General features: G+C 59.7%; 15 protein-coding genes. 2 read left to right on the top strand and 13 right to left on the bottom strand.

What is annotated here, in order from left to right:
• Positions 1-13: 13 nt before the first annotated feature.
• The 13 genes from QCE83_RS27265 to QCE83_RS27205 form a co-directional block, all read right to left on the bottom strand.
• Positions 14-2,833, bottom strand: a complete 2,820-nt coding sequence (locus tag QCE83_RS27265; protein WP_309818626.1) for a hypothetical protein — start codon at positions 2,831-2,833, stop codon at positions 14-16.
• Positions 2,817-5,792, bottom strand: coding sequence for a hypothetical protein (locus tag QCE83_RS27260; RefSeq protein ID WP_309818623.1), 2,976 nt, complete (start codon positions 5,790-5,792; stop codon positions 2,817-2,819). Before QCE83_RS27260 ends, QCE83_RS27265 begins: the two co-directional genes overlap by 17 nt.
• Positions 5,793-5,866: 74 nt before the next feature.
• Positions 5,867-6,283, bottom strand: coding sequence for a hypothetical protein (locus tag QCE83_RS27255; protein WP_309818620.1), 417 nt, complete (start codon positions 6,281-6,283; stop codon positions 5,867-5,869).
• Positions 6,280-6,705 (bottom strand): GPW/gp25 family protein, encoded by a 426-nt coding sequence (locus QCE83_RS27250; RefSeq protein WP_309818618.1) that lies wholly within the window; start codon positions 6,703-6,705, stop codon positions 6,280-6,282. The genes QCE83_RS27255 and QCE83_RS27250 overlap by 4 nt, the downstream gene beginning before the upstream one ends.
• Before the next feature lie 19 nt (positions 6,706-6,724).
• The gene (locus QCE83_RS27245) at positions 6,725-8,344 is read right to left on the bottom strand and encodes a phage baseplate assembly protein V (protein WP_309818616.1); all 1,620 of its coding nucleotides are present in this window, start codon (positions 8,342-8,344) and stop codon (positions 6,725-6,727) included.
• Entirely contained in the window at positions 8,344-9,039 is a 696-nt protein-coding gene (locus QCE83_RS27240) for a hypothetical protein (RefSeq protein ID WP_309818614.1), read from the bottom strand. The genes QCE83_RS27245 and QCE83_RS27240 overlap by 1 nt, the downstream gene beginning before the upstream one ends.
• Positions 9,036-9,203 carry a DUF5908 family protein gene (locus QCE83_RS27235; RefSeq protein ID WP_309818612.1) on the bottom strand — a complete coding sequence of 56 codons (168 nt, stop codon included), beginning with the start codon at positions 9,201-9,203 and terminating at the stop codon, positions 9,036-9,038. Before QCE83_RS27235 ends, QCE83_RS27240 begins: the two co-directional genes overlap by 4 nt.
• A complete protein-coding gene (locus QCE83_RS27230) occupies positions 9,203-9,670 on the bottom strand; it encodes a phage tail protein (RefSeq protein WP_309818610.1) in 468 nt (155 codons plus the stop codon). Before QCE83_RS27230 ends, QCE83_RS27235 begins: the two co-directional genes overlap by 1 nt.
• The gene (locus QCE83_RS27225; protein WP_309818608.1) at positions 9,670-10,875 is read right to left on the bottom strand and encodes a phage tail sheath subtilisin-like domain-containing protein; all 1,206 of its coding nucleotides are present in this window, start codon (positions 10,873-10,875) and stop codon (positions 9,670-9,672) included. The genes QCE83_RS27230 and QCE83_RS27225 overlap by 1 nt, the downstream gene beginning before the upstream one ends.
• Before the next feature lie 41 nt (positions 10,876-10,916).
• On the bottom strand, positions 10,917-12,227 hold the full coding sequence (locus tag QCE83_RS27220; RefSeq protein ID WP_309818604.1) for a phage tail sheath C-terminal domain-containing protein: 1,311 nt from the start codon (positions 12,225-12,227) through the stop codon (positions 10,917-10,919).
• A gap of 52 nt (positions 12,228-12,279) precedes the next feature.
• Entirely contained in the window at positions 12,280-13,593 is a 1,314-nt protein-coding gene (locus QCE83_RS27215; RefSeq protein ID WP_309818602.1) for a phage tail sheath C-terminal domain-containing protein, read from the bottom strand.
• 51 nt (positions 13,594-13,644) lie between these two features.
• Entirely contained in the window at positions 13,645-14,691 is a 1,047-nt protein-coding gene (locus QCE83_RS27210; RefSeq protein WP_309818600.1) for a phage tail sheath C-terminal domain-containing protein, read from the bottom strand.
• 14 nt (positions 14,692-14,705) lie between these two features.
• The gene (locus QCE83_RS27205) at positions 14,706-15,158 is read right to left on the bottom strand and encodes a phage tail protein (RefSeq protein WP_309818599.1); all 453 of its coding nucleotides are present in this window, start codon (positions 15,156-15,158) and stop codon (positions 14,706-14,708) included.
• Positions 15,159-15,650: 492 nt separating this feature from the next.
• Between QCE83_RS27205 and QCE83_RS27200 the strand changes: the two genes are divergently transcribed.
• Together QCE83_RS27200 and QCE83_RS27195 are read left to right on the top strand one after the other, a co-directional pair.
• Positions 15,651-16,277 (top strand): glutathione S-transferase family protein, encoded by a 627-nt coding sequence (locus tag QCE83_RS27200; RefSeq protein ID WP_309818597.1) that lies wholly within the window; start codon positions 15,651-15,653, stop codon positions 16,275-16,277.
• Between the two features lie 21 nt (positions 16,278-16,298).
• Complete coding sequence (locus QCE83_RS27195; RefSeq protein ID WP_309818595.1) at positions 16,299-16,934, top strand: glutathione S-transferase family protein; 636 nt, start codon at positions 16,299-16,301, stop codon at positions 16,932-16,934.
• The last annotated feature ends 98 nt before the right edge of the window (positions 16,935-17,032 follow it).

The following is a 17,032-nucleotide window of genomic DNA, read 5'->3' as shown; positions in this document are numbered from 1 at the left end:
GGTGCCTTAAACCTCAATTGAAACCATTCCGTTTTCCGAAAACATCTTCTGGAACAAAGAACAGCGCGTTCTCAAATAGCACGTCGATATTCCACTGGTCGCCATCCGGCCCGAGCACGGCGTCCCTCTGTTCCGGCGTCGCAATTCGGAGAGCTCCGATGCCGGTATTAAGTCCGGCTGGCGGTCGCCCCAGCCCAAGCTTCCACGTGATCTGGAAAGTCGATGTGCTCGTCACTGTCTGCGCGTTCTGCCACGCGGCATAGCTCAACGCGAAGCTGCCGAACGACTGCGGTTTGCTTTCGTCCTCATCGAGCCAGTGAATCATCAGTCTGATATGCGCCTGCAACTCCGCCTGCACGCAGCGCTTGATCCACGCTTCGGTCGCGTAGACGTCGCCGTTCTGCGGCAACATGTTGCGATTCAGCACCAGGCTCACGATCATCGAAAAGCGGTCGGTACTGTCGAGCGCGTGCCAGGCATAGCTTTCTTGCGCCGATACCGCCGGCAACGCCTGTTGCTCGCCGACCACAGGCTTGATCGACAGCATCCCGGCAAGCCGGTCCACGCTCACGACCTCAACTTTCATCGACCAAGGTTCAATACCCAGCTGAGTAATCGAGTTGATCGAAACCGTGTCCCCCTTCTGGAGACAGGAAGGAAACGGGAAGTCGTCCGGAATCGTCAACTGGACTTCGGGGCCCGGCGTTTCCGATGTGCCGGGACCATATCGCAGCGGATAGACGATCTTTTTCAGCCACGACGCGGCGTTATTCCAAGTGAGTTTCTTGTTGTCCTGTGCGGTCAGGATTGGTTCAAGCACCACTCTCAGAAACGGATTCGCCGTCAGATCGATTGAAAACGTATAAGCGTGAGAATCGTAGCTATCCACGATCCCACCCTGTGCCACGTGCGTACCGCTCTCGTTCGTGTAGGTGAACTCGATCAGTTGTCCCTTCAGCATCTGGTCAAGCGAATGCTCGTGGCTGCAAACGACGGTCAGCATCCGGTTGTCGGCGGAAAGCGTGAGCTGCTCCGGCGTCATGGGGCTGTCGTAGAGGGACGAAGGCTTCTGCGGCAGAAGCGCACGATGCTCGACCAGATAGAACGGCAGCGCACCCATGTCGACGTCATCGTCGAACAGTGCCTGTCCCCATCCCATGCGCGCAGCGATTCGTTTCTGCAACGCAGACACCTGATCCACGCGTATGCTCGCCCGTTGATAGGCCAGCGTAGTGATTTGACTCAACGCGGACTGCTGAATCGTCAGAAACTCACTCTTGGACGTGTCCAGCATCGGGGAAGCCGCTTCAGTGCCGAAGTAGCCGAGCAGATGATCGATCAGCTTCCGTTCCTGCACCCCGTCGACCGCGGCAGACGCGCTGTGCTCAATCAGGTCAGTCTTGTACGCGGAATGCGCCCCGTCACCCGCACTGCCTTCGGCATAGGGCCATTGCGCACCCCACGTCGTCTCGCCTTGGCGAATAAACGAGAGCAATGCCGGCAGCATGGCCAACTGGCGGCAACTGTTCGACATCGCTTGTTCGAAAGGCAGCAGAAACTGGTACAGCGCCTGAGGGCCACCCGCGTTCAGCGGCAACTGCAGGTTGTAGCAGGCAGGCATCTTGTCGGTGACAGGGTGATACTGCGCGACGTCGCGTACCTTTCCGTAGGGCAGCACCTTCGGCGGGTTGTCTTCCACCGGCGTCGATGCAAGCTTTGCCTCGATCTCTGCTTTCGTTGCTGTCACATATCGTCCGTCCGCGGTAATCAGCTTGACGGAACTCGTCATCTTGGTCAGCGGGTCGTCGCCCCAGAGCAGCGGATAGTATCCTACGTCGGATCGCCACTCCCACCCGGGATCACTCGTTGCCTGCTCGGTTCTTATCGACCGGACACTCTTGACGCCCGCTATTCGGGTCCAGCGGGCGGCAAGACCACTAAGGTTTACGGAAATATGGACTGTGTAATCCGTTGCCGGAGGCAGCCGGCTTTGCCAGCCATGGGACAAACAGGGACCATCGTAGATTTCAGTTGCTGAAGCGCCTCGGCCTTCCAGTGTATCGGCAGTTTCATGCGACACGCGCGGCGAAACATAATCCTCACCCGTGCGATAAAGTTCTGCAAAAACAGCCGCGTAATCCTGCACGTGTTCGTTCAACTCTATCTCGACTAACGGATTGAGTTTCTGCCATGTTTCACAAATGGTGTGCGTAACCGACTCGCACAAGTTCCGGTGGTCAGTCAAGAACGCGTGCAACTGCTTATCCGGTTCACTGGTATTAACCAGCGCTTCGCGTGTTCGCTCAAACCGCAGGGAATAGTTACCGCGAAGCCAGTACTTGACGGCAGCCTTATCATTCGGCGCTTTGAAGCTGAACTCGAGAGTTTGCGGAGAGTAGTAGTAGCGATAATCCTGCTGCCGCGCATCGGACCCATCCGAATCGAGTGGAAGCAACTGCACGTTGCGGAACAAGAAATAGCTTCCAGTACTGTCCGTCAGATCAAGCAGCGCGCGGCGGTAATCCTCAAGCGTGATCGGCCCGCACGTCAGCGCCTGATGAGGACCGAACTCCGCCGGAAACACGCCGCCCCCTTCGGTCTGCTCGGCCAGCGGCGGCGTAAGCAGATCGACCAGCGGCAAGGTATGCCGGTAACCGAGGTCGGATGCGCCGTACGCATAGCCCTGCAGGAAAGTCACGCCCGGATCGTGCTCGCCCGTGTCAGTCCAGACCTGACCGCCGAACTGCTCGACGGTCTCCCTCGCCCGTTCCCAGAGCGAATCGAAATGGATGTCGTCCTGTACCAGTTCAAACACATCACGCTTCGATAGCATTATTCCTCCTGCCATGGTTCGCCAGCTTTGGCATCGTTTGCGTCGTACCCGTCCACGTCAGGATCAGCACCTCGTTCGTTGCAGCATGAATAGATAGCCAGTCGCCATCGAGCGTCATGTTCACCACTTCCGTTACGAACGGCTGCGCTTCGATGAAGGCAACCATGTCGTAAAAGTCCAACGTGCTGCCGAGAATGAGGCCGCGCTGACCGCCCTGCATCCACGGCATGTAGCGGCTCTCGAGCTTCTCCTGAAGCTGGCGATAACCGTAGTCGGAATTGACATTGAAGGAGATGTCGTAGGCGATCAGCACGTCCCGATAAGTCGGGTTCACGACCGCGATCCTGGCCCACGTCGAAGCCATGCCTTGCACATAGGCCTGAATCGCATTGAGATGTGACTGACTCAGGCGCGGCCGCAAGGGATCGTCGTTATCCTTTCGCTCCGTGATGGGCACGATGAGCAGGTTCAGGGGATCGGGTGCGGGAAGGTCGGTGATGTTGTCCACTGGCGGGATTGCGACTTCGAACACGTTGTCGAACCGGGCCTTGATGAGCGAGCCCATGTCGTGCCACGTCAGCGCGCGCGAGCGATGAAACAGACGTTCCGCACTGCGCGACATGAACTGCGCCGGCGTCTCCGCTGCCTTGCCACCGCTCGATGGCCAGGGCTGAACAATCGGCGCCAGCTCGGCGACAGGCTGCACTGGCCGGGTAATCGTCGATGCCGCGAGTGGGATAAGAAAGTGGCTCGCCGGCGCGCTCTCGGGAGACTGGAGCGACGCGGTCATGCCGTTCGCCAGAATGCCTTTGAGCCACACGTAAGCGTATTCGGGCGTGGGTGCAGGGGCGGGCTCCGGGGCGGGTTCTGGGGCGGGTTCGGGAGCCGGTTCGGGAGCCGGTTCGGGAGCGGGGTCCGTAGCAGAATCTGTTGAGGCATCAGCGGCATCGTCTGTCGATGCGTCAGCAGCAGGATCCGTTGCAGCATCCGTCCCGGCGTCCGCATCAGCATCCGTCGTGGGTTCATCAGCAGCCTCCTCCACAACCTCACCGCCGTTCATATCCAACGTCGGCTTCGCCACCAGCGCCCGCAGCCAAAAACGTCCCGAAGGCATCTGAGCAGCGGCGTCCGACGCGTCGTGCGGCAGAATCGCACTCATGATGCCGCTGTCGCGCAGACCGTTCGTCCCGTCGACGAGCGTATCGGCGAGGCTCACCCAGTCATTCTGCTGATTCAGGTATTGCCATTCCGGTTCGACTCCCTGTGGACTGTCGATCTCCCAATACAGCGAAATCGTTTCACCCGGCGTTCCATCCGTGAAGCCCAGATAAAGACACGCCTGCGCCGCTTCCGTGGACGCGGCATCCGGAGAGCCGTCATAACCGAAGGGCGTCAGCACGTATTGCGCAAACTCCGCGACCTGGATCTTCCACTCGACCCCGACACCGTTCATCTGCGGTGTATAAGGCGGATTGAGCGTCTTGCTGCCCGCGAGCTTCTGATAGTCCTGGTGACCGAAATCGCGTCCGGAGAGTTCGAAGCGAATCCAGCGCGGCCAGTCGGTGGGATTCGATGTGGCGTCACTCAGCGCGGCCAGCCCCGCTGGTACTGCAACCGCGAGCGCAGCCGCAACTGGCGCTGCTTCGCTTCCGCCTGTAAACAGCGACTGTGGCGCGGTCTTGCTCGCATCGGTCGGGCTGGAGGAAAGCACGACACGTTCGACGCCCGACATCAGTAGCGCCTGGACCTTGAAGTCGCCATTTTGCTCAGGCGCATCACTGTAATTGGTGTACCACTTCGTGAAGTTGGTCGTAGGCAGACCCACCCAGCGAGGCGTGACGGTGAGCGTGGCGGACGCAGCCTGACCGCACCAATCCGGCGCGATGAGATTGAAGCCCGCGCCCGTAACCGGCATCGTGCCGAACGGATAGCTCGCCCCATCGAGCGGAGCGGCGCCGGTGTCGGTGCCGTAAGCGAGCGCGCTGTCCCCCTCCACAACAAGGCTCAGCGACTTCACAGCCGGCACCTGAGCGCCGGCGTCATTGCCGAGCCTGAGCACGGCGACATCGAACGTCAGCCCGTCGAGGTCCTGCGGCGCCACGATGGCAGGCTGATCGTCGCCCAGCCACCACGTCATCGTCAAATTGTCCGAGGAGAGCGTCGAGAAGTTCAAAGGCAGCCATCCGTCCTCGCTGCTCACCTGAGCGGACGCGACAACAGTCGCGCTCACGGCGCTCTCGAACGTGATCGTGAAGGTGCGCTTTCCCGCAGGCGCGGCAAGCGCGCCCGACGCCACGAGCCGGCCCTCGAACACCGGCGTCTGCGTGGCTTCCGGATCGAACAGCCGCACGCCATTGGCGTTCCAGTCGGCCTGGGTCTGATCGAAAGCAATGCACGTCTGCGCCGCGCTGCCCTCGCCCGGGATCTTCCAGCGCAAATCCGTCCAGACACCCGGATTGACCAGCAAGGAGCGATCGAGTGCATAGCGCAGCTTCACGCCATCGATCTCGCCGGCGTCGAACTGCGTGCCTGCCTCCAGAAAACATTCACGCGCGGATTGGCTGAGCGCGAAGCCGAGCGCCACGCTGTCGGCGCGCGCCGGCGCTTCCTTCAGACCCAGCAGGTCACGGTAGTACATCTCGCGATGCGCGTATGGCAATGCATTGAGCAGCGCACGCGGCGTCTTGAGCATCTGCATGAATGCCAGGATGAACGCCTGCTGAGGGCCCAACTTGCCATCGGCTTTCTCTGGCTGGCTGAAGACTTCAGCCAGCGATGCCGGCGTCGCGCCCGCTGTGAACAGCACATCGGCCCAGCTATGCGACGCATCGAAAGGAATCAGCGAAGCGTAGTCCTTCAACTGCTGTAGTACTTGTTCGTCGCTTCGTCCATCGAGACGGAAGCGTTCGCCTGCCCCACAGGGGACAAGCTTGTTCGTCAGATGACTAATGTCCGCCATGTCCTGTCCTTAGCCCGTTCACCGTCGTCTTACCCATGACATCCTCCTTGCTCTTTCGCTTCATCCTGTTTGCATCACGCGCACCCGAACAACTGGCGCGGCATGAACACGCCACGCCCGCTGCTGGGCGCGGTCGAATCCGGCGTTCCGGGCGGCGAGGAGAGAACGGCCGGCACGGTCGGCGTGAACTGCGCCGTGAATTGCATTCCTTTGAGGATAAAAGGCGTGCGCCCTTTGACGAACGGCGCGCTCTGACTGGAGTCAAGCTTCACTATCCGGACCGTGCCCGTGCCCGGGCTATGACCGGGCATGAAATACTGCGCAGTCCACAGCGCGCGCGTTTCATCGCCGGTCACGCAGATGCGCCGCTTGCCGATCATCGCGATCCCCGTGCCGGTAATCGAGGCCGGCGCCGAAAGCACCACCTGGCGCGGGCCGAACATCGGCTCGAACATCAGCTGATCTCCATCGCACACGATTGGCGTCGTCACAGGAAGTCTCCCCTCATGGCCTGATTCAGATCCAGCGTTCCGGACATGTATTCATCGATCTCGCTCCCGCGCAGCCGATATGTCACGCCCACTTCAACCGCGCTTCGATTGCTCTCCGCCTGCACGACAAGAATGTCAGTGAGATTCGCGCGCGGCTCGCAACTCAGGACCGCATCCGTGATGCGCCGCTTGATCTCGCTGGTCAGCTCGCTGTCGATGTTCTTGAACATCACGTCATACAGAGCACATCCGTATTCCTCCCGCATGATCCGTTCGCCGGGCTCCGTGGCGAAGAGGATGCGCAAGCTTTGCCTGACGTCCTCGACGCCCTCCGACATGACCACGCCCTCCTCGGGCGAAAACGCCGGCGGAAACGCCCAGCCGCGACCAAAGATGCTGGTCAGTACAGAGTCATCAATCATGCAAATCACCTCTGGATAACTAGGACTTTTTAGGCGGCGTCGACTTCTGGTCGAAGTTGACGGACATGCTCTCGACGGAGACCGAACTTGCCCCTGAAAGCTTCAGCTGATTGCTCGTCAGCGCAAGCCCGCTTGTCGACATGATCTTGCAACCCTTCTTGAAGACAAGCTGCTCCTGCGGAGAACTCAATTCGATACGCGGTTCGCCGGTATCGAAGAGCAGTTGCGATGACATGCCCTGCTTGCCGACGATGAGCGCCTTCGCGTCGTTCTTCGCGTCCAGATCGATTGGCGCACGGTTCTTCGGGTTATGCATCGAGCCGACGATCACGGGAAAACTCGGATCGCCATCAAGAAAGCCGACGATCACTTCATCGCCCGGTTCCGGATAGAAGCAGAAGCCGCTCATGTCGCTTGCGTAGGGTTTGGCGAGACGCGCCCACAACGGGTCGCTCTTGTCGCCGAGGACGGGAAGATGAACCTGCAGCCGGTTCATGCCGCCCATGTCCTTCTTGAAGTTCTTGACGACGCCGATGTGCAATCCATTGACCTGTGCAGGCGGCACGTCCTCGCTGCTCATGTCGTCGCATCCGAGCGTCAGCGTGGTGCGCCAGCCTGCCTCTCTGTCGATGTGATGCCGGACCGCAGTCACGATGCCTTTGCCATCGAAGGAACTTCCGTAACCCTCAATGGAAACCGTATCGCCCAGGACGACTTTGGCCGTGCCATTGATCTTGAACTCGCCGCTCGCACGCCCCGCCTGCAGGCGCAGCAACAGTCCGCGCGCAAGCGCCGTCGTCCGTTTCAGCCCTAGCGGAGCGCTGTAGTTGAATTGCCACGATGCGGAGTTGATGGTGTTGCCGCGCGTGCTGTCGAAGGCGCCCGTGCCGAGAGAGAGGTCATCGGCAGTGACGGTGTCGAGACGCTGCTGATGATCGTCCCAAGTGGACGCTTTCAGTTTTTCCGGCTGAGCTCGCTCACTCAAAGTCCAGGTTGCGTCCTCCATCAGCACGTGTTCATCGTCCACCGCGGCATGCTGTCTGATCGTGAGCGTGGGCGCCGAGAACTTCGGAGCCGCTATCACGACACGGTCCGGAGCCGGAAACGCCCATACGCCGTTGGCGCTAAGACGTTCGCGGATGAAACGCCAGTCCGAGCAGTCGAACTGCACCAGTTGCTCGCACAGCTGATCCATGTCGCTGATAACCGAGAGCATCTGCTGCGAGGCCAGCAGACTGGTCATCACCAGCGCCTCCGGCATGTTCTGGAACACCTGTGACCGATGGGAATTGCGCAGCTTCTCCAGGTTGTGCCGAAGCCGGAGCGTCAATTCGGTGCGTTCCCGGCCAGCCTTCATGGTCCGCTGCTCGATCACGCCCTTGAACATCAGATGCTCTTTCTTGTCCGTGTCCACCAGCGTCAGTTCAACAGGTTGACCGGCCACGCACCGGCCGACTTCCAGCTCGAGTATCTCGTCCTTGAAGATTTCCTGAAGCGGATTGCCTTGTACTGTCAGTACTACCCGCGCGCTGGGAATGCTGTTGATGCGATGCAGGATCTCCACGCGCTCGGCACTGAGCTTGAGGAACCGCAGATTCCACCTGCCGACCCGGACCTTGACCGTAGGGCTCGCGCGCATCAGTGCCTCCCTTTGTCCGATTCGATCTTCAGCTTGTCGCCGGCCTTGAAGCCATCGATGCTGTCAAGGTTGTTGTCCTTGGCGATCTTCAGATAACCTGGGCTTTTCTTCATCCAGCCCGACACCTTCTTCGCTATTGAGGCTAGCGAGGAGGCCGCCTTAGCGGCGGCGACCGCCTTCGAAGGCGAATTCTTCATCGCCTGGGCAAGCTGTTTCTTGAAGCTCTGATCCTCGGCGAGCTGCAGCGTCGCCGTGGCTCTCAGCGGCGTGCCGTCTCTTTCGAAGAGCGTGTAGCGCACCGAGAGGCTTTGCAGGCGCCCGAAGAAATAGCCGGAGCCGCTCCACTTCATTTCGCCCCAGACCACCTTGATGTAGCGCGGTTCACAGTGCGTCTCGTCCACGTCATAGCAGAGCCTGCGCAGCTTGTGCAGCTGCCCGTCGATGTCGATCCGCTTGCCCGGCATCTTTGCGTCGAACAGCAATTCGAGGGACAGCCCGCCAGGCTTGGTCTGAACGAACCGGTTGTTCTTCCAGTTCGAGTTGATGAAAGTGTCCGATGCAAAGTTCGTGTGAAATCCGAGACTCACCGAATCGGGGTTATACATCGCCTGGAAGTGCAGCGACGGCCCATCGCCATCCCGGTTGTTGAAGGATTCGAGTTTGAGCTTGACGGGCCTCTTCGGTCGAAGACTCATTGCAGCCGCTCCAGTTCACGTTCCCGCATCAATTCCACGACTCGCCGCGCAATGATCTCGATCATGCGCTCGCTCAAATCGCGCCCCGACGGCTCGCTTTCCGCCTCGCCGCTCTCCCCCGCCGTGACCCGGGCCTGAATGATCAACTCGCGAATTTCAAGCATCAGAGTTTCACTCCCAGCGGAATCATGTCGCGGTAGCGCAGTTCAAACGTATTGATCAGCACTTCATTGCCTTTCGCGTTGAGGTCGCCGGTCTGCCAGCGCACCGGGACCGCCTTGGTCACCAGCCAGTTCGTGAGCGGCATGATCCCGGGATGCAACAGCGTGATGACGGCGTTCAGATACATGATCTTGCCGCTGGCGAATTGAGCGCTCAGCAACGCAGTAAAGGGCGTCAGCGTCATGACGCCGCGCTCGAGCACCAGCGAGCCGTGCGTCAGCTTTTCGGCGAAGTACTGGTTGCGCAGGTTCTCACCGCCCTCGTTGTGCGTCATGACGCCCAGTTCGCGGGACAGGCCGCCCACTTTCTGAAATCTCATGTCGAAGATGTCGGGAATCGGTATCCGGTTGAGAAAGAACAGGACCGAGAAATGATGCGAAAGCGACGGTTCGTAAAAGCGCCCTTCCATCAGATGCTCTCCAGTGAGGAAACAAGCGACGACCGGGTATCGAGCGTGAGGCTCACCTCGATGAATTCCGCCGGATAGGCGACGGCCACGCCGATGTTCATGATCATCCGCCCCTGATCGATATCATCCTGACTCATGGTTTCCCCAAGTCCAATCTGGATGAAGAAGGCGTCGCTTTCCTGTTCGCCATAGAGTCCGCCTTCAAGCCATAACTCCCGCAACCAGATATGCACGATGCCGCGCAAGCGAATCCAGGTAAGCAGGATGTTTGCTTCGAACATGAACGGCCGGGCAATCTGTTGGACCTCGGCTTCGATCCAGGACAAGGTCCGCCTGATGTGAACGTATAGCCAGGGCGAACTCGCATCCTGGATCAGCGTGCGGCATCCCCAGATGCGCACGGCATCGTCGGGAAAGCTGCGAATCAGGTTGATCGACGCGCCATAAGTCTGGAACAAGCCGGAAGATTGCAGCCACGGACGCGTCGGCGTGACCACACGCGACAGCGCGACATTGGCCGGCGCGCACCAGACGCCGTATTCGTCGTCCACCACCGCCATCACCGCCGCGACGGCCGCCGAGGCCGGCACGGTGATGGCAGCACCCGCGTCGTCGACGTAGTCCGTCTGCAAGCGCGGCCAGTACGCGCCGGTCCATTGAGCCGCGTCCGCCTGCTGCTTGACGAAGCGGTCCAGACACGCGCGCGCCATGGCCGGGTCCTCCGGCGTGTCCAGGATGCCGAACAGGCCGCGACGCGCCTGGACGATCCGCGACACGGCGGACCACGCCTCTGCCCAGCCATCCGTGTCGGTATCGGACAGGCGCATCATTTCCGGCATGCAGACCAGCGTGATGCGCTCCTCTTCCAGGACGCAGCGGACAATGCGCTCGTCCGAGAGTGCGTCGAGCAAGGCATTGCGGCTCAAGTCGGTCAGGCTGGAATACGGACCGAGCGACAGCGCATACGCCGTTCTCCCGCCGTTGTCGAAGTAATGCCGGACCGCATGACAAAGAACAAAGCCTTCGGGCGCGGGGCCGCCATAGGCAGCCTGGAACTCGGCGAGCGAATTGATCGCCTTGAGCGACCATTGCGGCCCGCTCTCGGTGTACCCGATAAAGACGGGAACGGCGGTATCTTCCGGCGCGGGCTCCCCGGTCAGGACTTCCGCGCTGTAGCTCACGCCGGGCTGTTCGATGCCATTCATGGAAACACTCTCCTCAGATGCGCACAGGTCGTCGCAATGGCTCAGGCCGGCATGTCCTGCGTGAACTGCAGGATGATGAATTCAGCGGGACGGGCCGCCGCCATGCCCACCTTGACAATCATCTTGCCGGCGGCGATATCGGTGTCGCTCATCGTGACGCCCTTGCCGATCTGCACGAAGTACGCTTCTTCCGGCGCCATACCGGCCAGCGCGCCGCTGCGCCACAGCGAGAAGAGATAACTGTCGATGGCGCTGCGCACCTTCTCCCAGGTCGGCGCGACGTTCGGTTCGAACATCATGGTCTGCATCGACTTTCTGATGTCCGCCTCGGCGCTGTTGAACAGACGGCGAACGGGGATGTAGCGCCAGCTCGTGTCGGAGTTGGAGTCGGCGCCGGCGAGCGTGCGCGCGCCCCATGGCGTGATGCCACGGCCCGGCAGGTCGCGGATCACGTTGATGCCCTTGCTGTTCATCGTGCCTTGCTGGTCATTGGTGACCGATGCGTCGAGGGCCAGCACGCCATACATGGCCACATTGGCCGGCGCCTTCCAGCAGCCGCGCGCGCGGTCCACCGCGCAATACGCGCCGGCCATGGCGGGGGCCGGCGTGATCGCAAGTTCCGTCGGCAGGCTCGAAGCGATGGAGGCAGAAACCGTCTTGTAGAGGTCCGGGTTGACCGACTTGAGCTCCGCCACGTTCTTGACAGCGTGGTTGGACTGGTCCTTGTAGCCCGTGACTGGAATGTCCGCGTCTCCGGGTACGAAGGTCCGGATATCCTTGATCAGGGACGGGTAGTACACCGCGGTGAACTCGCCCTTGGTCGAGGGAGTCGCCGATCCGTCGGCCGACTCGGCAATCAGGAAATAGTTCGAGCCTGAGCCAAGCAGCGCGTTCAGATTTGAATACGTTGCATCGCGGTCGGCAGACTCGTCGCAGACCGCCACCAGCAACGTGATCTCCGGAAAGTTCTTTATCGCGGTCGGGAGCTTGCTTCCTTTGGATACGTCGTACTGCGGGCAGATATAGCAGGCGCCGCCCCCGTTTTCGAAATAATGCTTGATGGCGATTGAGAATAAAGGCAGGCTACTCGTGTAGTTCGCGACATACGAATAGTTACCCCCGTCGACCGTGGAGGTCAAAGCCACGCTCGCGGTAGCGTTGACTTTGGCAACGGAACAGAAGTCAAGCCATGAACTCACGCGAAAGCATTGGAATTCCGTGAAATTGCTGCCGTCGATCTTCTTTACATCGCCGACAAAAACCGGCACCGCAGTGGCCGAATGATTCACGGAGATCGAAGGAGAAGAATCCTCCGCTACATAAACGCCTGGATACGAGACAACTTCGGTCATTGGAATCTTCCCCTATAGGAATGTGAATACGGCTGCGACGGATGCCGGATGCTCAAGCCATGTCCTGCGTGAACTGCAGGATGATGAATTCAGCGGGCCGGGCCGCCGCCATGCCGACCTTGACAATCATCTTGCCGGCGGCGATATCGGTGTCGCTCATCGTGACGCCCTCACCGATCTGCACGAAGTACGCTTCTTCAGGCGCGGTACCGGCCAGCGCGCCGTTGCGCCACAGTGAGAACAGATAGCTGTCGATCGCGCCGCGCACCTTTTCCCACGTCGGCGCTGTGTTCGGCTCGAACATCATGGTCTGCATCGACTTTCTGATGTCCGCCTCGGCGCTGTTGAACAGGCGGCGAACGGGGATGTAGCGCCAGCTCGTGTCGGAATTGGAGTCGGCGCCGGCGATTGTGCGTGCGCCCCATGGCGTAATGCCGCGGCCTGATACTTCGCGGATTACGTTGATGCCTTTGCAGTTCATCGTGGCTTGCTGGGCGTTGGTGACTGCTTTGTTCAGTGACAGCACGCCATACAGGGGAACATTCGCCGGTGCTTTCCAGCAGCCGCGCGCCCGGTCTACTGAGCAGTAGACGCCGGCCATTGCTGCGACAGGAGTGGTTGCGATTTCCGTCGGCAAATGAGAAGCCATCTCGACGGAGATTCTCCGGTAGAGATCCGGATTGATCGACTTGAGTTCCGCCACCGTTTCGACTGTGTTGCCTGCCTGATCCTGATAACCCGTGACCGGGATTTCAGCGTAACCGGGAATGAACGCCCGAATGTCCCTGTTCAGGTACGGGTAATACGCGGCAGTGAATTCCGGCACAGTAGAGGGCACCGTTGATCCGTCGATCGATTCCGCTATAAGAAAATAGTTCGAGCCTGATCCCAGCAGCGTGTTCAGGTACCCATACGTTTGATCGCGGTCAGAAGGTGCATCGCCGATCACCACCAGCAATGTGATTTCCGGGCATCTTTTTATCGCCGCAGGAAGCTCGCTTCCATCGGATTCGGAATATTGCGGGCAGACATAGCAGGCGCCGCCTCCGTTCTCGAAATAGTGCTGAATGCCGATTGATACGAATGACAGGTACCACTCTTCGGTGACGTGGTACGAGTATTCTCCGGTCATCTCGTCGAACGTGGAGTCCAAGGAAACGTTCGCAGAAGCGTTGGCTTTAGCGATGGAACAGAAATCGAACCATGAATTCACGCGAAGGCATTCGAACTCTGTGAACTTGCTGCCGTCAGTCTTCAACACGTAACCAATAAACACCGGCACCGCAGTAGCCGACTGATTAACAGAAATCGAGGGAGAAGCATCCTCCGCTACATAAACACCCGGATAAGAGACAACTTCGGCCATTGGAATCTTTCCCTCGACAAACGTGAATCGGCTACGACGAATGAAGCGAATTCAAGCCATGTCCTGCGTGAACTGCAGGATGATGAATTCCGCCGGCCTGACCGCAGCCAGTCCTACGAGAACCTTCATCTTTCCCTGGTTGATCTCGTCCTTCGACATCGTGACGCCCTCGCCAATCTGCACCACATAGGCTTCTTCATCCGACGCACCCGCAAGGCCGCCCTGCTGCCACAAGCCGTGCAGATAGCTGTTGATGGCCGAACGCACCTTCTCCCACGTGGGCGGGGTGTTGGGCTCGAAGACCATCGAGTTCATCGAGCTTCTGACATCCCGCTCGACGCTGTTGAACAGGCGGCGCACCGGCACATAACGCCAGTAATCCGAGTCCTCCAGCGTGCGTGCGCCCCAGACGAGCGGCCCCGTGTCGTTGAAGGTGCGGATCATGTTGATTGCACGACCTGTGTTGTACATTCCTTGCAGGTCTTCATTGACAATGTATTTCGGCGTGTATCCGCCCGGCACAGCCAGGTTGGCCGGCGCCTTCCAGACGCCACGGGACCGGTCGTTCCTGCAATAAAGACCGGCCATGACAGCGCTCGGCGGAATGTCCGCCGTGCTCCATGCCACCGTCAGCCAGGGGTAGTACACGGCCGCGAACGGCGTGGCGGTATAACCGTTCGCTGCCTTCTCGTCGGTGATCTCGGTGCTCGGCCCGTCCAGAATGACGAACAGCGACGCAGCAAGATCCGTGATATTGCCCACCGACGTGGTGATGTTATTGCCGTTGGCCACGACCAGCGTAATGGAATCCCGCCACAGATCCGCAGCTTCCAGAACGCTCTCGAACGACACCGCATAGCAAGGTCCGCCGCCGGATTCGAAGTAGGCGCGGAGGCCCGACACACTCGCGTCCTCGAAATTCGGCTTGCCCGCGAAAAAGCGCTCCATGTCCAGATAACTGCTGAAGCGAACGACGCTTGTTCCGAAGGTCTCCTTCATGCAGAACAGCGGTACTGCGGTTGCAAGCTGACTGACCGACAGCGCCGGAGACGCGTCCTCTTGGATATAGATGCCGGGATAACTCGTATCAACAGTCATGGAAAGCTCCTCGCTCAGGCCGCCATCTTCAACGTCACGCGATCCGCCATCAGCGACAGCTCTTCAACCGCAATTTCGTTGCTCGTCGCGTCCAGCGAAGGCGACGTCATCGATTTCGGGAACGCGTTGTCGACCGTCCAGGTCATGAGGGGAGTCGTACCGCTGGTGTCGGTCAGGCTGATCGTCAGATCCTTCTTCTCGAGCTTGTTCTGCGCGATCTGGTTGATCCATTCATACAGCCTCGAGTCGCCGGGAAATACGCCTTTCTTCAACGTGATATCGACAGCCTGAAGTTGACCGGGCATCCGGAACCAGTTGCCGAGTCCGTCCTTGTATTCGATGGTCTCGTACGTGATGTTGAGACCCGTTACGTTGTTGAAGGGAATATCCTCGCTCCCAACCGACACGATGAATCGATAAGTCGGGATGGGATAGGACGAAGTCATTTGTGCCGAAGTTGTCGCCATTTCTCGAGCTCCTGTTTTCGTGACGCGCCGCACACTCTGCTGAGTGATCGTTGGTACAAGGCCATCATGAATCGGCGCGAAGCAGGCGCTTAACGCTCATTACAATGTCACCTGTGGGTGATAGCTGATTGAATTTCAAGCGTTCTCCGATCGTCCGAACCGAACGTTCGGATAGATCTAAACCAACGGAGAGAGGCGCTGTTTTATTGGTTGAAGTTATCGGAAACGAAGTGCATCAGTATCGCTAATCAAGCATCGAATACCGAGTAATGAAGGCGCGATTCGAATCGGAAGAATGGCAAACAACTGTAGATAACTTCACATGTTGAGGCGGCGCGTGTGCGGTGCGACAACATGTTTTTTCTGGAGCAGTGAACAGCACATCGAGGCGCGCTTTTCGTACTGGCAAGAACCGGCAGAGGCCGGCCGAAGCCTGGCTGATCCGAACGCGGCTAAGATAGCGATACTTCTCCACTCAACGAGATCCACCCGATGATCACAATCTGGGGCCGCGCCAACTCCGTCAATGTGCAGAAAGTCTTGTGGTGCTGTGAAGAACTGAATCTTCCCTTCGACCGCATCGACGCGGGCATGCAGTACGGCCGCAACAACGAGTCCGCTTATCTCGCCATGAATCCGACCGGCCGCGTACCCACCCTGGTCGATGGCGATTTCGTGCTGTGGGAATCCAACTCGATCCTGCGCTATCTGGCGATGCAATACGCTTCGCAAGACTCGCTCTATCCTGCTGATCCCAAGACCCGCGCAAGCGCCGACCGCTGGCTCGACTGGTCACTGTCCACCCTGCAGCCCGCCGAACGCGCGCTCTTCTGGGGCTACGTCCGCACCCCCGCCGCAGAACGCAACACGGCGCAGCTCGGCGCCGCTGCAAGCGAAGTGGAGAAACTCTGGCGCGTCATCGACACTCATTTGCGCGACCGCGACTATCTCGAAGGCAACACGTTCACGCTAGCGGATATCGTGATCGGCGCTTATGCCCGCCGTTGGTTCGGGATCGCGGAACTCGTCCGTCCCGCGCTGCCCAACCTCGAACGCTGGTACATCGGCGTGACGCAACGCGCGGGCTTTCAACGCCATGTCGCGCCCGCACTGAGCTGAACATAAGACAAGGACGCCGCCATGACCATCGAACTGCATACCTGGAATACACCGAACGGACGCAAGATCAGCGTCGCGCTGGAAGAAATGAAGCTGCCCTACAGCGTCAGGACGGTGAACATCGGCAAGGGCGAACAACATGCGCCCGAATTCCTGCGCATCAGCCCGAATAACCGCATCCCGGCGATCATCGACCCCGACGGCCCCGGCACTCAGCCGATCAGCGTCTTCGAATCCGGCGCCATCCTGCTCTATCTCGGCGAGAAGACCGGCAAGTTTCTGCCGGCAAGCCTGCGCGACCGCGTGCCGGTGCTCGAATGGCTGATGTGGCAGATGGGCGGCTTCGGACCCATGCCGGGCCAGGTGCACCATTTTCGGGCGGTCGAGGCGGAAAGCGATCGTCGCTACGGGCTCAAGCGCTATTCCGATGAAACCCGCCGCCTGTATCGCGTGCTCGACACCCGCCTGGGTCAGGTGGAGTTCGTCGCCGGCGCCTTGTCCGTGGCGGACTTCGCGATCCTCGGCTGGGCCTGGCGCCACGAGCGCCATCAGGTTTCCCTCGACGATTTCCCCAACGTGAAGCGCTGGTATGACACGCTGTTCGCCCGCCCGGGCGTGCAGCGCGGCTTCGAGGTGAAGCTCGACGACCTCGCCTGATCAGGGCAAACCATGAGCGAGTCGGGCATCAGCCCGATGCCGCTCGCGGGCATCATAACAATCAGCTAATACAGTTGGGTGAGACTGCCATCACCCGC

The sequence above is a fragment of the Caballeronia sp. LZ034LL genome (assembly GCF_031451215.1).
Lineage (GTDB): Bacteria > Pseudomonadota > Gammaproteobacteria > Burkholderiales > Burkholderiaceae > Caballeronia.
Note: the sequence above shows the minus strand (reverse complement) of the source record. Positions and strands in the feature narration are given on the sequence as shown.